Origin of the sequence: Mycobacterium sp. NPDC050441 (assembly GCF_040655355.1) — a bacterium.
GTDB lineage: Bacteria > Actinomycetota > Actinomycetes > Mycobacteriales > Mycobacteriaceae > Mycobacterium.
The window spans coordinates 577,288-594,445 of sequence record NZ_JBFAJS010000002.1; the positions used below are offsets into that span (position 1 = coordinate 577,288).

At 66.2% G+C, this 17,158-nt stretch carries 18 protein-coding genes; 15 read left to right on the forward strand and 3 right to left on the reverse strand.

Annotation, left to right across the window (positions count from 1 at the left end):
• The first annotated feature begins 2 nt into the window (after positions 1–2).
• From sufU to AB0I14_RS07875, 5 genes are all read left to right on the forward strand, one after another.
• Positions 3–455 carry a Fe-S cluster assembly sulfur transfer protein SufU gene (sufU, locus tag AB0I14_RS07855; RefSeq protein ID WP_358019043.1) on the forward strand — a complete coding sequence of 151 codons (453 nt, stop codon included), beginning with the start codon at positions 3–5 and terminating at the stop codon, positions 453–455.
• Positions 452–793, forward strand: a complete 342-nt coding sequence (locus tag AB0I14_RS07860) for a metal-sulfur cluster assembly factor (protein WP_358018353.1) — start codon at positions 452–454, stop codon at positions 791–793. The genes sufU and AB0I14_RS07860 overlap by 4 nt, the downstream gene beginning before the upstream one ends.
• Positions 794–861: 68 nt before the next feature.
• A complete protein-coding gene (locus tag AB0I14_RS07865; protein WP_358018356.1) occupies positions 862–1,389 on the forward strand; it encodes a hypothetical protein in 528 nt (175 codons plus the stop codon).
• A gap of 103 nt (positions 1,390–1,492) precedes the next feature.
• On the forward strand, positions 1,493–1,834 hold the full coding sequence (locus tag AB0I14_RS07870) for a hypothetical protein (protein ID WP_358018359.1): 342 nt from the start codon (positions 1,493–1,495) through the stop codon (positions 1,832–1,834).
• A 54-nt stretch (positions 1,835–1,888) separates the two neighbouring features.
• Positions 1,889–2,185: a hypothetical protein gene (locus tag AB0I14_RS07875; RefSeq protein WP_358018363.1), complete on the forward strand. Its 297-nt coding sequence runs from the start codon at positions 1,889–1,891 to the stop codon at positions 2,183–2,185.
• A 64-nt stretch (positions 2,186–2,249) separates the two neighbouring features.
• Here the strand turns inward: AB0I14_RS07875 and AB0I14_RS07880 are convergent, their stop codons facing one another.
• Positions 2,250–3,752 carry an HNH endonuclease signature motif containing protein gene (locus AB0I14_RS07880; protein WP_358018366.1) on the reverse strand — a complete coding sequence of 501 codons (1,503 nt, stop codon included), beginning with the start codon at positions 3,750–3,752 and terminating at the stop codon, positions 2,250–2,252.
• Between the two features lie 173 nt (positions 3,753–3,925).
• Here AB0I14_RS07880 and AB0I14_RS07885 point away from each other — a divergent pair, with 173 nt between their 5' ends.
• The 5 genes from AB0I14_RS07885 to AB0I14_RS07905 all read left to right on the forward strand — a co-directional run bounded on the left by AB0I14_RS07885 (position 3,926) and on the right by AB0I14_RS07905 (position 8,269).
• Positions 3,926–5,023 (forward strand): 12-oxophytodienoate reductase, encoded by a 1,098-nt coding sequence (locus tag AB0I14_RS07885; RefSeq protein ID WP_358018369.1) that lies wholly within the window; start codon positions 3,926–3,928, stop codon positions 5,021–5,023.
• Positions 5,024–5,067: 44 nt separating this feature from the next.
• The gene (gene trxA / locus AB0I14_RS07890; protein ID WP_358018372.1) at positions 5,068–5,442 is read left to right on the forward strand and encodes a thioredoxin; all 375 of its coding nucleotides are present in this window, start codon (positions 5,068–5,070) and stop codon (positions 5,440–5,442) included.
• Positions 5,443–5,460: 18 nt separating this feature from the next.
• On the forward strand, positions 5,461–6,291 hold the full coding sequence (locus AB0I14_RS07895; RefSeq protein ID WP_358018375.1) for an enoyl-CoA hydratase: 831 nt from the start codon (positions 5,461–5,463) through the stop codon (positions 6,289–6,291).
• Positions 6,292–6,316: 25 nt separating this feature from the next.
• A complete protein-coding gene (locus AB0I14_RS07900) occupies positions 6,317–7,945 on the forward strand; it encodes an ABC-F family ATP-binding cassette domain-containing protein (protein ID WP_358018377.1) in 1,629 nt (542 codons plus the stop codon).
• A gap of 129 nt (positions 7,946–8,074) precedes the next feature.
• Positions 8,075–8,269, forward strand: coding sequence for a helix-turn-helix domain-containing protein (locus AB0I14_RS07905; protein ID WP_358018380.1), 195 nt, complete (start codon positions 8,075–8,077; stop codon positions 8,267–8,269).
• Between the two features lie 29 nt (positions 8,270–8,298).
• Here the strand turns inward: AB0I14_RS07905 and AB0I14_RS07910 are convergent, their stop codons facing one another.
• Both AB0I14_RS07910 and acnA read right to left on the reverse strand, forming a co-directional pair.
• Complete coding sequence (locus AB0I14_RS07910) at positions 8,299–8,877, reverse strand: helix-turn-helix domain-containing protein (protein WP_358018384.1); 579 nt, start codon at positions 8,875–8,877, stop codon at positions 8,299–8,301.
• Between the two features lie 37 nt (positions 8,878–8,914).
• Positions 8,915–11,743, reverse strand: coding sequence for an aconitate hydratase AcnA (acnA, locus tag AB0I14_RS07915; RefSeq protein ID WP_358018387.1), 2,829 nt, complete (start codon positions 11,741–11,743; stop codon positions 8,915–8,917).
• A 226-nt stretch (positions 11,744–11,969) separates the two neighbouring features.
• On the opposite strand from acnA, the gene AB0I14_RS07920 reads away from it, so the two are divergent.
• From AB0I14_RS07920 to AB0I14_RS07940, 5 genes are all read left to right on the forward strand, one after another.
• Positions 11,970–12,548: a DUF6676 family protein gene (locus tag AB0I14_RS07920; protein ID WP_358018390.1), complete on the forward strand. Its 579-nt coding sequence runs from the start codon at positions 11,970–11,972 to the stop codon at positions 12,546–12,548.
• Between the two features lie 230 nt (positions 12,549–12,778).
• Positions 12,779–14,188 carry an NlpC/P60 family peptidoglycan endopeptidase RipA gene (ripA, locus tag AB0I14_RS07925; protein ID WP_358018393.1) on the forward strand — a complete coding sequence of 470 codons (1,410 nt, stop codon included), beginning with the start codon at positions 12,779–12,781 and terminating at the stop codon, positions 14,186–14,188.
• A 37-nt stretch (positions 14,189–14,225) separates the two neighbouring features.
• Positions 14,226–14,894, forward strand: a complete 669-nt coding sequence (gene ripB / locus AB0I14_RS07930; protein WP_358018396.1) for an NlpC/P60 family peptidoglycan endopeptidase RipB — start codon at positions 14,226–14,228, stop codon at positions 14,892–14,894.
• A gap of 134 nt (positions 14,895–15,028) precedes the next feature.
• Positions 15,029–16,189 carry a MoxR family ATPase gene (locus AB0I14_RS07935; RefSeq protein ID WP_358018399.1) on the forward strand — a complete coding sequence of 387 codons (1,161 nt, stop codon included), beginning with the start codon at positions 15,029–15,031 and terminating at the stop codon, positions 16,187–16,189.
• Entirely contained in the window at positions 16,186–17,133 is a 948-nt protein-coding gene (locus AB0I14_RS07940; RefSeq protein ID WP_358018402.1) for a DUF58 domain-containing protein, read from the forward strand. The genes AB0I14_RS07935 and AB0I14_RS07940 overlap by 4 nt, the downstream gene beginning before the upstream one ends.
• The last annotated feature ends 25 nt before the right edge of the window (positions 17,134–17,158 follow it).

The following is a 17,158-nucleotide window of genomic DNA, read 5'->3' on the forward strand; positions in this document are numbered from 1 at the left end:
AAATGGAACAGATGTACCAGGAAGTGATCCTGGATCATTACAAGCATCCGCATCACCGCGGACTGCGCGAGCCCTTCGCCGCCGAGGTGCACCACGTCAACCCGACCTGTGGTGACGAGGTGACGCTGCGGGTCACGCTCTCCGACGACGCCGAGACGGTGGCGGACATCTCCTATGACGGGCAGGGCTGTTCGATCAGCCAGGCCGCCACCTCGGTGCTCACCGACCAGGTCATCGGCCAGAGCGTCGGCGATGCCCTCAAGACGGTCGAGGCCTTCACCGAGATGATTTCCTCACGCGGAAACGTGGAGGGGGACGAAGATGTACTCGGTGACGGCATCGCGTTCGCCGGCGTCGCGAAATACCCGGCGCGGGTGAAGTGCGCGTTGCTGGGCTGGATGGCATTCAAAGATGCGCTGGTGCAGGCCAGCGATGACGTGAAGGAACAGCGATGAGCGAGACCGCTTCCGACGAACTGCTCGCCGACCTCGAGGAGGCCATGCGTGACGTGGTGGATCCCGAGCTCGGCATCAACGTGGTCGACCTTGGTCTGGTGTACGGACTCAACGTCGAGCAGGGCGACGAGGGTGCGGTAGCACTGATCGACATGACGCTCACCTCGGCGGCCTGCCCGCTGACCGACGTGATCGAGGATCAGTCGCGCACCGCGCTTGTGGGGGCGGGTCTGGTCAATGAGATCAAGATCAACTGGGTCTGGAACCCGCCGTGGGGCCCGGACAAGATCACCGACGACGGCCGCGAGCAACTGCGGGCGCTCGGTTTCACCGTCTGAGTTCACCCGCTGATGTCGGTGCTGTCGATCACGTAGTTACCTGCTGACGCGGGATACCGTATGTGTTCATGGTGACGGTCCCGGCGTTCGTCTGGCGCAGCGGCTTCTGGGGCCGAGCACTGATGATCGGCGGCAGCGTGGGCTTGGTGCTGGGTGTGCTCTCCTGGCTGGACTCCGGGTTCTGGCTCTCCGGCGTGCTGGTGCTCGTCATCGTGGGCACGTTCTACGGCGTCTGGATGGCGCGGCGCATGGCTCGGTACTGGCCCATGGCGAGACAGCTGAATGGGGCCGACCGGGTGGCGGTGGTAGGCGCGGCCCGCATCGGTGAACGGATCGATGATCCGCGATTGGTCGATGCCGCCCGCGACTATGGCCGGGGAGTGCACGAGGCCGCCGAGGCGGCCCGCCCGTTTCGCTGGCTCTTGCCATTGGTGCTCATCGTCGCGGTGGCGAGTGCGTTGTGGGACGCGGCATTCGGATCGGTCGGCAATGCGGTGGTGTCGGTCGTCTACTTGGTGGTGCTGGTCATGGAGTTGGTCTGGTGGCCCAAGCGCCAGGCCCAGTTGCTGGCCAATGTCCGGCAGGCCTGTGGATAACTTCGCCGCTGCATAGATTCTGGCCGGTTTCTGTCGGGCGGCCTCGCTAGCTTCCAGCGCATCGGGAACCGATGGGGCTCCCGAACAGCCGGAAGGAATTGCGATGCACTCGGATGTCGAAAAATTGCACGAAGCATGCCTGCGAGATCTTGGTGATCCGCAGCGCTGGTTCAGTCCGCGCGGGTACCCGAAATCATTGGCGCTGTGCGTGATTGATTCGATCTACTCGACCGGGGCGCAGTATGCCGGCGTGGAGAAAATCATCGCCCGGTACCGCGGCTACCGGGCGGCGCAGGGCGCGGACGCCGACACCGATGGCGCCGTCGAACTCCTGCAGAACATCGCCGAGTTGGGCGGGTCTGACTCATGGGCGACGCGGATCGGGAACCGTCGGCCGACTTCGACGACGGCGAACGCGCCGTTGAAGTCGGTTGCCGTCGAATAGGTTGCGGAAGCGCTTGTCGCACTGGGTGTTCGCACGTCCGCAGACCTGCGTGCCGTGGCTGAGGGGGACGGCCGTCGGAAGCAGGTCATGGAGGCGTGGTGCGCGGTGCCCGGGCAGCGGTCGGGCGTCACCTGGGAGTACGCCCTCAAGCTCACACAGATCCCCGGGGCGAGGGCCGGCCGTGTGGTGACGGAGTATGTGGCGCGCCACATCGGCACGGTCAGTGCCGAGCGTGCAGCTGAGATGGTGTGTGAGGTGGCCGCATCCGCGGGCTGGGATGCGTTCGCGCTCGATCACGCCATATGGCGGTTCGAATCCGGACGACCACATCAACGCGATCTCGCGTCGTGACGTTGTTGCCGCTCGGGGGTGCGCGGACCTTCCCGCCGAACCGAGCGGCACAACAGCGTTCAGGTCAGAAGGGTGGTGGCGGCCCGTACTCTTCGGCGAGCCAGGCTTGGTAGTCGCGTTCGAATTCGAGGTCGGCGTTGAGTTCGGCGCGGAAGCGCCGTTCCTCGGCGATCCGCTCCTGGCTGTCTTGTTCGCGGGTCTTGCGGCGGGTGGGCATCTTCGCGCCGCGATTCGGATGCGGGGCTTCGGGTTCGGGGAGCTTCAAGTCCCCGGTGGGTTGGCCCAGGGTCGGGAATATGCCGGCGCCGTGGGGTTCGGTGGTGTAGGTGTGCCCGGTGGGGGTCTGGACCTCAACGCTGCCGTCGGGTAGTTGGCGGTCGGTCCAGCCGGGGCAGAAAGTTTTCACCAAATGATGTGCACGGCAAAACAATTTGGTGTTCGACGGATGCGTCGGCCCCGCGGGCCAGGGTGCGGTGTGGTCGATATCGCAGCGTTCGGCGGGGGCATCACAGCCCGGGAACCGGCACGTCAGGTCCCGCCAGCGGATGAACTCCGACAGTGCCACCGACGGGCGGTACCCCGGTTCAGAATTGGCCGAATCAGAGGCGGCCGGCGGGGCCAGGTCGCCGGGATCGCCCGACTCAGCAGGCTCGCTGGGTTCGGTCGGCTGGCTGGGCACCACCACCGGCTTGATCTTGCCCATAGCGGCCAGGTCCCGCACCGACTCGGCGGGCAGGATCCCATGGCCGGCCAGATACCCCGGATCATCGCAGGTGCCGTCCACGGTGGCCCGCTCAGCCAACACGTGAACCATCGCCGCATCGGCCGCGGCACGGTTCTGTGTGGCCGGGCACTCGTCGCGTCCGCACAGGCACGGCAGTTGCGATTCCAGCCGGGCCACCGGCCCGACAGCATCAGCGCGGCGCTGCTCACGGGTCCGGGGATCGTGTTCACACACGGTGTTGGCCACCGCATCCAGACGCTGGCTCAGCGCCACACCGTCGGCGGCGTGGACGTTGGCCCACACCGAGGTCATACCCGGGCTGCTCGGTTCGATCTGAACGAACCGCTCATCGTCCACATTCGGCGGTACCCGCACCCCGTTCGGGTCGAGTTTGGCGATCCATTGATCCACCCGGTCGCGCAACTGTCGTTCGGAGAACCGCATCCATTTGTGGGCGCGGGTGGCCAGTTCTTCATCCAACCCCGCCCACACCGCGGGATCGACGATGCCGGTGCGGGCGATGATCATGCGCACCACCCGGTAGTCGATATCCCCGGCAGCGAACCGCGCCGCGACCAGGGGCAGTTTGTCGCGCAGGACCCGGGCATGGTGGATCTGCGTGCCGGCCCGGCCCCGGCTGATCCGCAGTGCGGCCGATATTTCGGCGGCCACCTCCTCGAACGGATCGGTGCGCCAAAAGATCGACTCGGCCAGCTCCCGTTCCCGCAACGTGTCCAGCTCACCGATCGCCGAAAGCCGTGCCGCGATCGCCGCCGACTCCGCCCGCGCCGCACCACTGATCCTGTCGATCAGGACCGCCGCATCGGAATCGGAATCGAACACATGTTCGAGTCTACGCCGACCCTCGACGAATTTTGGCTGTATCAGGACGTCGGTGACGGTTCCGATGGCTACGGCTGCTGACCTCGCACAGCTTCGACAGGTTCAGCGCGTGGCCCCCAAACTCGCGCCGAGTAAATCGGAATCGACCCGTCCTACCGGGCGTTGACGCACACGTGAGCCAAACTCTCCGTGACCTGTTCAGCCCAATCACCGTCGGATCTCTGACGATCCCGAATCGCTTCGCGATGGCACCGATGACAAGAGCGGCGTCACCGGGCGGTGTGCCCGGCGCCGACGTGGCGGCCTACTACGCCCGTCGTGCAGCCGGTGGCGTCGGCCTGATCATCACCGAGGGTGTGCGGTTGGCCGACCCCGTTGCGGGCTGGCCGTTCAGCATCCCGACGCTGGCCGGCAATGAGGTACTTGACGGCTGGCGGGCCGTCACCGACGCGGTGCACGCCCAAGGCGGCGTGATCGCCGCACAACTGTGGCATCAGGGCGCCGAGCGTGCTGATAGTGACGGGCTGGTCCCGGTCAGCCCGTCGGGAGTCAACAGTGTGGGCGTGGCGAAAGGCCGGGCGTTGCGAACCGATGAATTGGCCGGGGTCGCAGCGCAGTTCGCCGAGGCCGCCCGTAATGCCAAGGCTGCCGGGTTCGACGCTGTCGAACTGCATGGCGCCCACGGTTATCTGCTCGACGAATTCCTTTGGGAGAAAACGAATCTGCGCACAGATTCCTACGGTGGCTCCCTGGCGGCGCGGACCCGCTTCCCGGTCGAGGTCGTAGCGGCGGTGCGCGATGCCGTCGGACCCGGGTTCCCGATCATCTACCGCTTCTCGCAGTGGAAGGCCAATGCCTACGACGCACAACTCGTCGGGACCCCGGGTGAGTTGGAGCAGGCGCTCGCCCCGCTGGTAGGCGCGGGCGTCGACGTGCTGCATCCGTCGACTCGCCGCGTCTATGTACCCGCGTTCCCGGGTTCAGATCTGAGCTTGGCCGGCTGGACCAAGAAGATCACCGGCGTGCCGGTGATCGGGGTCGGCTCGGTCGGGTTGGCCACCGAGTTCCAACCCGGAAAGCGAGACGGTGGCCCCATCGAGCCGGCCCCGGTCGACCGGCTGCTGGCGCAGTTCGAGGCAGAAGAGTTCGACATCGTGGCGATCGGTCGGGCCTTGCTGGCCGATCCGGGATGGGTGAACCGGTTGCGCGACGACGCGCTGGGCGGGTTCGCCGGCTACCACGCCGAAACTGCGCTGGCCAGGCTCTACTGAAATAGGCTGGGAACAGGCCGCTACGCCCCGACGTTAGGAAAAGCGTGAGTACGCAGGACATCACCACAGAACAGTTCGACGACATCGTCAAAGGCAACGAAATCGTGCTGGTCGATTTCTGGGCGTCGTGGTGCGGACCGTGCCGGGCGTTCGCGCCGACATTCAAGGCCGCCTCCGAGAACCACCCCGATGTTGTCTTCGCCAAGGTGGACACCGAGGCCGAGCAGGGGCTCGCTGCCGCAGCCGAGATCCGGTCGATTCCTACCCTGATGGCCTTCAAGAAGGGCAAGTTGGTCTTCAACCAGGCCGGGGTGCTGCCGCCGGCGGCGCTCGAGGATCTGGTTCAGAAGATCAAGGAGTTCGACATCGACGCGGCCATGAAAGAGCAGGCCGCTCAGGACGACGCCGAACAAGTGTGATCACCGGCACGCGATAGCGTGCTGTCCGTGACTGCGCAGAACGAATTCGTACTGGTCGACCGTCCCCGACCGAACGTGGCCCTGGTGACCCTCAACCGGCCCGAGCGGATGAACTCGATGGCGTTCGACGTCATGGTCCCGCTCAAGGCCGTCCTGGAAGAGCTGCGGTACGACAACAGCGTGCGCGTGGTGGTGCTGACCGGGGCCGGTCGGGGGTTCTCGTCCGGGGCCGACCACAAGTCGGCCGGGTCGGTGCCGCACGTCGCCGGTCTGACCAGGCCGACGTATGCGCTGCGGTCGATGGAGATCCTCGACGATGTGATTCTCGCCCTACGGCGGCTGCATCAGCCGGTGATCGCCGCGGTCAACGGTGCGGCCATCGGGGGCGGCCTCTGCCTGGCCCTGGCCTGTGACGTCCGCGTGGCTGCCGAGGGCGCCTATTTCCGCGCCGCGGGCATCAACAACGGGCTTACCGCCAGTGAGCTGGGCTTGTCCTACCTGCTGCCGCGGGCGATCGGCTCCTCACGCGCCTTCGAGATCATGCTGACCGGCCGGGACGTCGACGCGCAGGAGGCAGCGCGGATCGGCCTGGTGTCCAGCGTGGTGGCCGAGGAGGCACTTCTGGAGACCTGTTTCGGCATGGCGGACCGGATGGCGGCGTTCTCCCGGCCGGGTATCGAGTTGACCAAGCGGACACTTTGGAGTGGACTGGACGCCGCTAGCCTGGAGGGGCACATGCAGGCCGAGGGCCTGGGACAACTCTTTGTGCGCCTGCTCACCGCAAACTTTGAGGAAGCGGTTGCTGCGCGCGCAGAGAAGCGTCCCGCCGTTTTCACCGACGAGAAGTAAGACACAAACTTAGGAGGACCGCAGCGTGATCACCGCAACGGACCTGGAGGTCCGCGCCGGAGCGCGCACGCTGCTGTCCTTCGAGGGCTCGGCACTGCGGGTGCAGCCCGGTGACCGGATCGGACTTGTCGGGCGGAACGGCGCAGGCAAGACCACCACGATGCGAATTCTGGCCGGCGAGGGCGAGCCGTACGCCGGAACTGTGACCACGACCGGTGAAATCGGTTACCTGCCACAGGATCCCAAAGAAGGGGATCTCGACGTCATGGCCCGTGACCGGGTGCTGTCCGCCCGCGGTCTCGACACGCTGCTGGCGGACCTCGAGAAGCAGCAGGTCTTGATGGCCGAGGTCGCCGACGACGCGGCTCGCGACAAGGCGGTCCGCAAGTACGGTCAGCTCGAGGAGCGCTTCTCGGCCCTGGGCGGGTACGCCGCCGAGAGCGAGGCCGGCCGGATCTGCGCGAGCCTGGGCCTGCCCGATCGGGTGCTGACACAGCCGCTGCGCACGCTCTCCGGTGGTCAGCGTCGGCGCGTCGAGCTGGCCCGCATCCTGTTCGCGGCAAGCGACACCGGTTCGGGATCTGACACCACGTTGCTGCTCGACGAACCCACCAACCACCTCGACGCGGACTCGATCGGCTGGCTGCGGGATTACCTGCACAGCCATACCGGTGGACTCGTCGTCATCAGCCACGATGTCGAGTTGCTCGACGAGGTCGTCAACCGGGTCTGGTTCCTGGACGCGGTACGCGGTGAGGCCGATGTCTACAACATGGGCTGGAAGAAGTACCTCGACGCACGCGCCACCGATGAGCAACGTCGCCGCCGTGAACGCGCCAATGCCGAGAAGAAGGCCGGCGCATTGCGGGCCCAGGCCGCCAAGATGGGCGCCAAGGCCACCAAAGCTGTTGCGGCCCAGAACATGTTGCGCCGCGCCGAGCGGATGATCGCCGAGCTGGACGCCGAGCGCGTGTCCGACAAGGTGGCCAAGATCAGGTTTCCGACTCCGGATCCGTGCGGCAAGACCCCCTTGGTCGTCAAGGGCCTGACCAAGACCTATGGCTCGCTGGAGATTTTCACCGGCGTCGACCTGGCCATCGACCGCGGCTCACGGGTGGTGGTGCTCGGGCTCAACGGTGCGGGCAAGACCACCCTGCTCCGCCTGCTGGCCGGCACCGAGACCGCCGACGCCGGCGCCCTGGAACCCGGCCACGGGCTGAAGATGGGGTACTTCGCCCAGGAACACGACACGCTCGACGACCATGCGTCGGTGTGGGAGAACATCCGCCACGCCGCCCCGGACACCGGCGAACAGGATCTGCGCGGTCTGCTCGGTGCCTTCATGTTCACCGGACCGCAGCTCGATCAGCCGGCCGGCACGCTGTCCGGCGGCGAGAAGACTCGCCTGGCGCTGGCCGGGCTGGTCGCCTCCAAGGCCAATGTGCTGTTGCTCGACGAGCCCACCAACAACCTCGACCCGGCATCCCGTGAGCAGGTGCTCGAAGCGCTGCGCAGTTACCAGGGTGCCGTGGTGCTGGTGACCCACGACCCCGGTGCTGCCGAGGCGCTGAATCCGCAACGGGTGGTGCTGCTGCCGGACGGTACCGAGGACTTCTGGTCCAACGAGTACCGGGATCTCATCGAGCTCGCCTGACCGCGAATTCTCAAGAACCACCACACTTTCGAACACGTCAATATAAGACGTTGGACAAATCGACACATCGGCGTGTGTGTGGTTTCTAGTGTGGGTACCCGTCGGGACATCACAAGCGGGGAGATGTCGATGAGGGAAATGAACATGAATCGCGGCGAACTGCTGTCAGAGCTTCGCAAGGCGTACGAGGGGGGTGCCAGTATCCGATCGCTCGTAGCCAAGACCGGACGCTCCTACGGCTCGATCCATAGCCTGCTGCGTGAGTCTGGAACGACTATGCGCAGCCGCGGTGGGCCCAATCACCGCACCCGGGCCAGGGCGTGACAAGCGCAACCGCTGTGCGGTAGCGGGATTCAGCCATCCGTCGGCGTCGGCTGCCGGACGCTGTCCTCGACCAGGTCGAGCACCGCGGTGAGGTTCTTCGGGTCCTCACCGGAGGCGATCCGGGCAACCAGGCCGTCGAGCACGAGGTCCAGGTAGATGTGCAGGACCGCACTCGGCACGTCGTCGCGCAATCGACCGGCCTGCTTCTGCCGGCGCAGACGCTCGGTGATGGCGGCATCCAACTCGGCTGACCGTTCGGCCCAGCCCCGGTGAAAAGCCGGATCGTTGCGCAACTTTCGGGCGATCTCCAGCCGGGTGGCCAGCCAGTCGAACTGCTCGGGAGCGGCGAGCATGTTCCGCATCACCTGAATCAACCCTTCGCGGGCGGCCACTTCGGCCATCCGCTCGGCGTCCTCCCTGGCCAGTTCGAAGAACAAGGTGTCCTTGTCCTTGAAGTGGTGAAAGATTGCGCCGCGCGACAGCCCGATGGTTTCTTCGAGCCGCCGCACGGTCGCACTCTCATATCCGTACTGACCGAAGCAGCGCCGGGCGCCGTCGAGAATCTGACGGCGCCGGGCTGCGAGATGGTCGTCTGTCACCCGGGGCACGGCAGTCCCTTACCTGCTTCGGTCGGTCTGATAGGGATTACTTCGACTTCAGCATGTTGCGCAGCACGTACTGCAGGATGCCGCCGTTGCGGTAGTAGTCGGCCTCACCGGGGGTGTCGATGCGGACGACCGCGTCGAATTCGACCTTGCTGCCGTCTTCGCGGGTCGCGGTGACCTTGACCGTCTTCGGGGTCTTGCCCTCGTTGAGCACCTCGATGCCGGCGAAGTCGTAGGTCTCCGTGCCGTCGAGCTTGAGGCTCGCCGCCGATTCGCCGGCGGGGAACTGCAGCGGGATGACGCCCATGCCGATCAGGTTCGACCGGTGGATGCGTTCGAAGGACTCGGTGATGACGGCCTTCACGCCGAGCAGCACCGTGCCCTTGGCCGCCCAGTCCCGCGAGGAGCCCGAGCCGTATTCCTTGCCGCCCAGGACGACCAGCGGGATGCCGGCCTCCTTGTAGTTGACCGAGGCGTCGTAGATGAACGCCTGCGGGCCACCCGGCTGGGTGAAGTCACGCGTGTAGCCACCGGAAACATCATCGAGCAGCTGGTTCTTGAGCCGGATGTTGGCGAAGGTGCCACGGATCATCACCTCGTGATTGCCGCGCCGCGACCCCAGCGAGTTGTAGTCCTTGCGCTCAACGCCATTGGCATCGAGGTACTGCGCGGCCGGGGTGCCCGGCTTGATCGCACCGGCCGGGCTGATGTGGTCGGTGGTCACCGAATCACCGAGCAGAGCAAGAACTCTGGCGCCCTTGATGTCGCTGACCGGCTGCGGCTCGGCGGGCATGCCGTCGAAGTACGGGGCCTTCCGCACGTAGGTGGAGCTGTCGACCCACTCGAAGGTGTTGCCCTCCGGGGTCGGCAGCGCGCGCCAGCGGTCGTCACCCTTGAACACGTCGGCGTAGGAGTCGGTGAACATCTCGCGGTTGATCGAGCTGGCGATGGTCTCCTCGATTTCGGCGGCCGTCGGCCAGATGTCCTTGAGGAAGACGTCGTTGCCGGCTTGATCCTGGCCCAGCGGGTCGGACTCGAAATCGAAGTCCATGGTGCCCGCGATGCCGTAGGCGATGACCAGTGGCGGGGAGGCCAGGTAGTTCATCTTGACGTCGGGGGAGATGCGCCCCTCGAAGTTGCGGTTACCCGAGAGCACCGCGGTCACCGACAGGTCGTTGTCGTTGATGGCCTTGGAGATCTCGTCGGGCAGCGGGCCGGTGTTGCCGATGCATGTGGTGCAGCCGTAGCCGCCCAGGTAGTAGCCCAGCTTCTCCAGGTACGGCCACAGGCCGGCCTTGTTGTAGTAGTCGGTGACCACCTGCGACCCCGGCGCCATGTTGGTCTTCACCCACGGCTTGCTGGACAGACCCTTTTCGACAGCCTTCTTCGCCAGCAGGGCCGCGCCGATCATGACCGACGGATTGGAGGTGTTGGTGCAGGAGGTGATGCCCGCGACCACGACGGCGCCGTGGTCGAGTACGAATTCACCGCGCTCGTCGGAGCGCACGGTGACCGGCTTGGACGGCCGGCCCTCGGCACCGTTGGCAGCGGACGGACGGGCGTCGACGGCGCCGTCGTCGGCGAAGGACAGCGAGACGGAATCGCTGGCCGGGAAGGACTCGTCGACGGCCTCGTCGAGCTTGGTCTCCGGGGTCGGGAGGTGTTCCTCGACGTAGTTGTGGATGTCCTTGCGGAACGCGTTCTTGGCATCGGACAGCTCGATGCGGTCCTGCGGGCGCTTCGGGCCCGAGATCGAGGGCACCACGGTGGACAGGTCCAACTCGAGGTACTCGGAGAAGGCCGGCTCGTGGTCGGCGTTGTGCCACATGCCCTGCGTCTTGGCGTAGGCCTCGACCAGTGCCAGCTGCTGCTCGCTGCGCCCGGTCAGCCGCAGGTAGTTGATGGTCTCGTCGTCGATCGGGAAGATCGCTGCGGTGGAACCGAATTCGGGGCTCATGTTGCCCAGCGTGGCGCGGTTGGCCAGCGGCACCTCGGCCACGCCCTTGCCGTAGAACTCGACGAACTTGCCGACCACACCGTGCTTGCGCAGCATGTCGGTGACGGTGAGCACCACGTCGGTGGCGGTGACGCCGGGCTTGATCTCACCGGTCAGCTTGAAGCCGACGACGCGGGGGATGAGCATCGAGACGGGCTGGCCCAACATGGCTGCCTCGGCCTCGATACCGCCGACGCCCCAGCCCAGCACGCCCAAACCGTTTTGCATGGTGGTGTGGGAGTCGGTGCCCACACAGGTGTCGGGGTAGGCCACGCCGTTGCGTTCGAAGATCACCCGCGCCAGATACTCGATGTTGACCTGGTGCACGATGCCGGTGCCGGGCGGGACGACCTTGAAGTCGTCGAACGCGCCCTGGCCCCAGCGCAGGAACTGATAGCGCTCACCATTGCGCTCGTATTCGAGTTCGACGTTGCGCTCGAACGCGCCGGCGTTGCCGAAGACGTCGAGGATCACCGAGTGGTCGATCACCATCTCCGCGGGAGAGAGAGGATTGACCTGGTCCGGGTCGCCGCCGAGGGCCGCGACGGCTTCGCGCATGGTGGCCAGGTCGACGATGCACGGCACGCCGGTGAAGTCCTGCATCAACACCCGCGCCGGAGTGAACTGGATCTCGACGCTCGGCTCGGCCGAGGGATCCCAGTTGGCGATGGCCTCGATGTGGTCCTTGGTGATGTTGGCGCCGTCCTCGGTGCGCAACAGGTTCTCCGCGAGCACCTTGAGGCTGTACGGGAGCTTTTCGGTACCGGGTACCGCGTCCAGTCGGTAGATCTCGTAGTTCTGGTCCCCGACAGTCAATGTGTCGCGGGCACCAAATGAGTTAAGGGACGAATTTTCCGTATTCTCGCTGCTCACATCAACTCCCGGCTCGATCTCGCCGCGACGGGCTGTGTCGACGGCGTTCCGATGTTAACAGTACGCTTGTCCTGCATGGCCCAGCGGGCCGGGGTCCAGTCTTCCCCTGTCGGGTGCTCGTTGCCACCCAGTCGGGTGGATCCGTCTGATCCGTCCGCGTACCGATGCGGTGACGATTCCTGTGTCGCTTCCCGGGGGCGGATGGGGGCCGCGTACCGTGCCTGACGTGACCGGACCCCATGTCATCCCGTTCCAGCCGGCCTACATTCCGGTCGAGGTGTGCGACACCGTAGGGCTCGATTCGGCGCAACCCGACGGGGTGGCCAAGTGCATGGCGGCCGTGCAGGCCGACGTCCGCGACGACGGGGTCAGTGCCCCCGCCGCCGACGTCGAAGCCCTCCGTCAGGTGGTCAGCGATGCCCGGCAGGAGGGTGTCGACCTCAAGATCGTGGTGCTGCCGAGTAATCCGGGCATCGACACCCCACTGCGGGATGTCGCCACCGAGGTCGGGCAGGCCAATCCGGGTGCGACGGTGCTCGCGCTGAGCCCGTCGTTCGCCGGTACTTACAGTCCGACGATCGATCGGGTGACTTTGGAGGCCGGTCAGGACGTCGCCAAGACCGGTAATCCGGTGTTATCCGCGAAAAATTTCGTCAGCGAGATTTCCACCCCGGATTTCCCCTGGACGGCGCTCACGATCGCACTGGTTCTAGGTGTCGCGGGGGCCGCCGCTCTCACGCGCGTTCTGCAGCGTCGCAGCAAACAATTTGCCGGGTCAGAGGCGTCCAGCGCCGCTTCGGAGTAGGCGCCGGAAATCCATCGAACATTAGTTCGGAATAGCGCTCAATATCACTAATAGGTCACACTATTCGCAATTACAATCTTGTAATTCGTGACTAAAGTTTCTTTAGTTCTAGATGTGACGTACGGTGCAATCGGTAGCCATTGTTGCAGTTGTGCTTCATGTGACTTCTGTGCAATGGCCCCGAGCAAACGCCGGTACGCCGTCGTTGAGCCATAGGAGACTTGAGTCGAATGAGACGCACCGTTGGCGCCTCTGCGTCCCGGCTGTACGGCCGTTTCTTGGCCGTGCCGGTGACCGCCGGGATGCTGTTGGTCACGGCGATGTCGGGAGGTGTCCCGGCCGTCGCTGATCCGGGGGCACCTGATCAGGTCGCATCGCTCGTCGCCGCGGTGGCCAACGCCGACCAGAAGCTGCAGGAACTGGGTGCTGCCATCCAGACCCAGCAGGAGGCCGTCAACAAGGCCATCGTCGACGTGCAGGACGCCCGGGATGCGGCCACCACGGCGCAGCAGGAGGTCGATGCCAGCCAACAGGGCATCAAAGACGCCAACACGGCCATCGATGAGGCGCAGAAGCGCTTCGACACCTTCGCCGCGGCCACCTATGTCAGTGGCCCCTCCGGTTCGTACGTGACCGCGTCCGACCCGGCCGACATCGTCAGCGCCGCCGCCACTGGTCAGACCCTGGCCGTCAGCAGCGACAAGGTGATCACTGATCTGCAGCGCGCCCGTACCGAGCAGGTCAACCGGGAGTCGGCCGCGCGCCTGGCCAAGCACAACGCCGATCAGGCCACGACCAACGCCCAGACGAGCCAGGACACTGCGGTCGCGGCGTTGCAGACGGCGCAGCAGACGTTCAGCTCGCAGCAAGGTGAGCTACAGCGGTTGACCGCCGAACGCGCCTCGGCCCAAACCCAACTCGATCAGGTGCACAAGGCATCGGCGTCGGCCGCCCCCGCCGCGCCGGCCCCCCAGGCCGCGGCGGGCAACTGGGATCGCGCCCCGGGCGCGCCGGTGCAGGCCGGCCAGAACTGGGACAGCGCGTGGGATCCCACGCTGCCGGCGATCCCCAGTGCATTCGTCAGCGGTGACCCGGTCGCCATCATCAACACCATTCTCGGCATCTCGTCGACGTCGGCGCAGGTCACCCAGAACATGGGCCGCCAGTTCCTGCAGAAGCTCGGGATCCTGCCGACGCCCACCGGCTACACCAACGGGGCCATCCCGCGGGTGTACGGCCGGCAGGCATCCGAATATGTGATCCAGCGGGCGGGCTCGCAGATGGGCGTTCCCTACTCCTGGGGCGGTGGAAACGCTGCCGGTGCGAGTCGCGGCATCGATTCGGGGGCCAACACGGTCGGGTTCGACTGCTCGGGCCTGATCCTCTACGCCTTCGCCGGCGTCGGAATCAAGTTGCCGCACTACTCGGGCTCGCAGTACAACGCCGGCCGCAAGATCCCGTCGTCGCAGATGCGCCGCGGCGACGTCATCTTCTACGGCCCCGGGGGCAGCCAGCACGTGACGCTCTATCTCGGCAACGGCCAGATGCTCGAAGCGCCCTACACGGGTTCGGAGGTCAAGGTCTCCCCGGTCCGCACGAGCGGGATGACCCCGTACGTCGTCCGCTACATCGAATACTGATGGGAATACATTGCGCTCCTTCGCCTTACGTTGCCTGATGCTGATCGCCGCAACCGCGTTTGCGGCGATCAGTCTGGTGGCGCCGGCCAACGCTGCGCCAGACGACGGCCAATGGGATCCGACCTTGCCGAAGATCGTCAGCTCCGGCGCGCCGGGGGATCCGGTGGCCATCGCCAACGCCTCGTTCCAGGTCAGCCAGATCGCGCTGCAGACCACACAGAGCCTTGGTTCGCAGTTCCTGCAGACCATCGGTCTGGCCCCGAAACAGTCCGCCTCGACCTTCCCCGGTGGCCGGGTACGCGGACCGCAGGCCATCGAATACGCCATCCGCAGGGGCGGCACCCAGATGGGAGTGCCGTATTCCTGGGGCGGCGGCACGCTCACCGGGCCCGGGCCGGGGGTGGACTACGACGCCGGAAAAATGGGCTTCGACTGTTCGGGCCTGACCCGCTACGCCTACGCCGGCGTGGGTGTGCAGATTCCGAAGTATTCGGGCGACCAGTACAACACCGGCCGTAAGGTCCCGGTGGCCCAGGCAAAACGCGGTGACCTGTTGTTCTGGGGTCCCGGCGGCAGCCAGCACGTGGCGATGTACCTCGGTGGCGGCAAGATGCTCGAGGCATCGGGAAGTGCGGAAAAAGTGACGGTGAGCCCGGTTCGTATGTCGGGCATCCAGCCCTATGCGGCCCGCATCGTCGAATCCTGAGGGGAACCTGAAGTCTTCCGGGCAGCGTCGACGGATCTCGAAGTGCCTGGAATAGTTGACGGCGGGCACCCGATTGCCCGCTGAGCAAAAGGCAAGACCAGCGTTTTTTAGTCGAACACCGTGGGAGGAAGTTGATGACGTCACCGAGTGGACCGCCGCAGGGCGCCGGAGGTTATCCGGGTTCGAGCGCGGCGCCGGGCTTTCCGCCCGGGTCGGCCGGCTCCCACACCGCGCCGGCCGCCCCAGCCACGACCAACGGCAGCCTGCAGGCCGAGGTGCACACCCTGGAACGCGCCATCTTCGAGGTCAAGCGGATCATCGTCGGCCAGGACCAGCTCGTCGAGCGGATGCTCGTCGGTCTGCTCGCCAAGGGCCACGTGCTGCTCGAGGGTGTGCCCGGTGTGGCCAAGACGCTGGCCGTCGAGACGTTCGCCAAGGTGGTCGGCGGCACGTTCGCCCGCATCCAGTTCACCCCTGACCTGGTGCCCACCGACATCATCGGTACCCGCATCTACCGTCAGGGCAAGGAAGACTTCGACATCGAGCTCGGCCCGGTGGTGGTCAACTTCCTGCTCGCCGACGAGATCAACCGTGCGCCGGCCAAGGTGCAGTCGGCACTGCTCGAGGTGATGGCCGAGCGCAAGATCTCCATCGGCGGCAAGACCTTCCCGCTGCCCAGCCCGTTCCTGGTGATGGCCACCCAGAACCCGATCGAGCAGGAAGGCGTCTACGCGCTGCCGGAAGCCCAGCGCGACCGCTTCCTGTTCAAGCTCAACGTCGATTACCCGACGCCCGAAGAAGAGCGCGAGATCATCTACCGGATGGGCGTGAAGCCCCCGGAGCCCAAGCAGATCCTGGACACCGGCGACCTGCTGCGGCTGCAGGAACTCGCGGCCAGCACGTTCGTGCACCACGCGCTGGTGGACTACGTGGTGCGGATCGTCACCGCGACGCGCGAGCCCGAGAAGTTCGGCATGCCCGACGCCAAGGCGTGGATCGCCTACGGTGCCTCGCCGCGTGCCTCACTCGGCATCATCTCGGCGGCCCGCGCGCTGGCGTTGGTGCGGGGCCGTGACTACGTCATCCCGCAGGACGTCGTCGAGGTGATCCCCGATGTGCTGCGCCATCGCCTGGTGCTGACCTACGACGCGTTGGCTGACGAAGTGTCGGCGGAGACCGTGATCAATCGGATCATGCAGACCGTCGCGCTACCTCAGGTGAATGCACTTCCGCAGCAAGGGCATTCGGTTCCGCCCGCCGTTCCTGCCGCGGCCGGCGCGGCCAGCGGTCGGTGACCGACTCCGCAGGCCGCACCGTCGACCTGCCGTCGCTGCAACGCGGCGAGATCCGCGACCCCGCCCTCACGGCCGCGCTGCGCAAGCTTGAGCTGACGGTTCGGCGCAAGCTCGACGGCGTGCTCCACGGCGACCACCTCGGTCTGATCCCGGGTCCGGGTTCCGAGCCGGGGGACTCGCGGATCTACCAGCCCGGCGACGATGTGCGCCGGATGGACTGGTCGGTGACGGCGCGGACGATGACGCCGCACGTGCGGCAGATGATCGCCGACCGTGAGCTGGAGACCTGGCTGGTCGTCGACATGTCGGCCAGCCTGGACTTCGGCACCACCAGTTGCGAGAAGCGCGACCTGGCCGTGGCGGCCGCGGCGGCAATCACCTTCCTGAACAGCGGTGGCGGCAACCGGATTGGCGCGATCATCGCCAACGGTGAATCGGTGCGTCGGGTGCCTGCGCTGTCCGGCCGGGTTCACGAGCAGGAGATGCTGCGCACGATTGCAACGATGCCCAAGGCCCCGACCGGGGTTCGCGGCGATCTGGCCGCCGCCATCGATGCGTTGCGCCGCCCGGAGCGTCGTCGAGGGATGGCCGTCATCATCAGCGACTTCCTCGGCCCGATCAACTGGATGCGCCCACTGCGGGCGATCTCCGGCAGGCACGAGGTGCTCGGCATCGAGGTGCTCGACCCACGCGACGTCGAACTGCCTGCCGTCGGCGATGTGGTGCTCCAGGACACGGAAACCGGTGTCACCCGCGAGTTCACCATCGACGAGCAGTTGCGCAGTGACTTCGAGCGGGCCGCCGCGGCACACCGGGAGGAAGTGGCACGCACGTTGCGGCGTTGCGATGCACCGCTGCTGAGCCTGCGCACCGACCGGGACTGGATCGCCGATGTGGTGCGGTTCGTGGCGAGTCGGCGGCGCGGCGCCATGGCGGGCCGATGAGCGCTTGCGCGAAGAGGGGACAGCT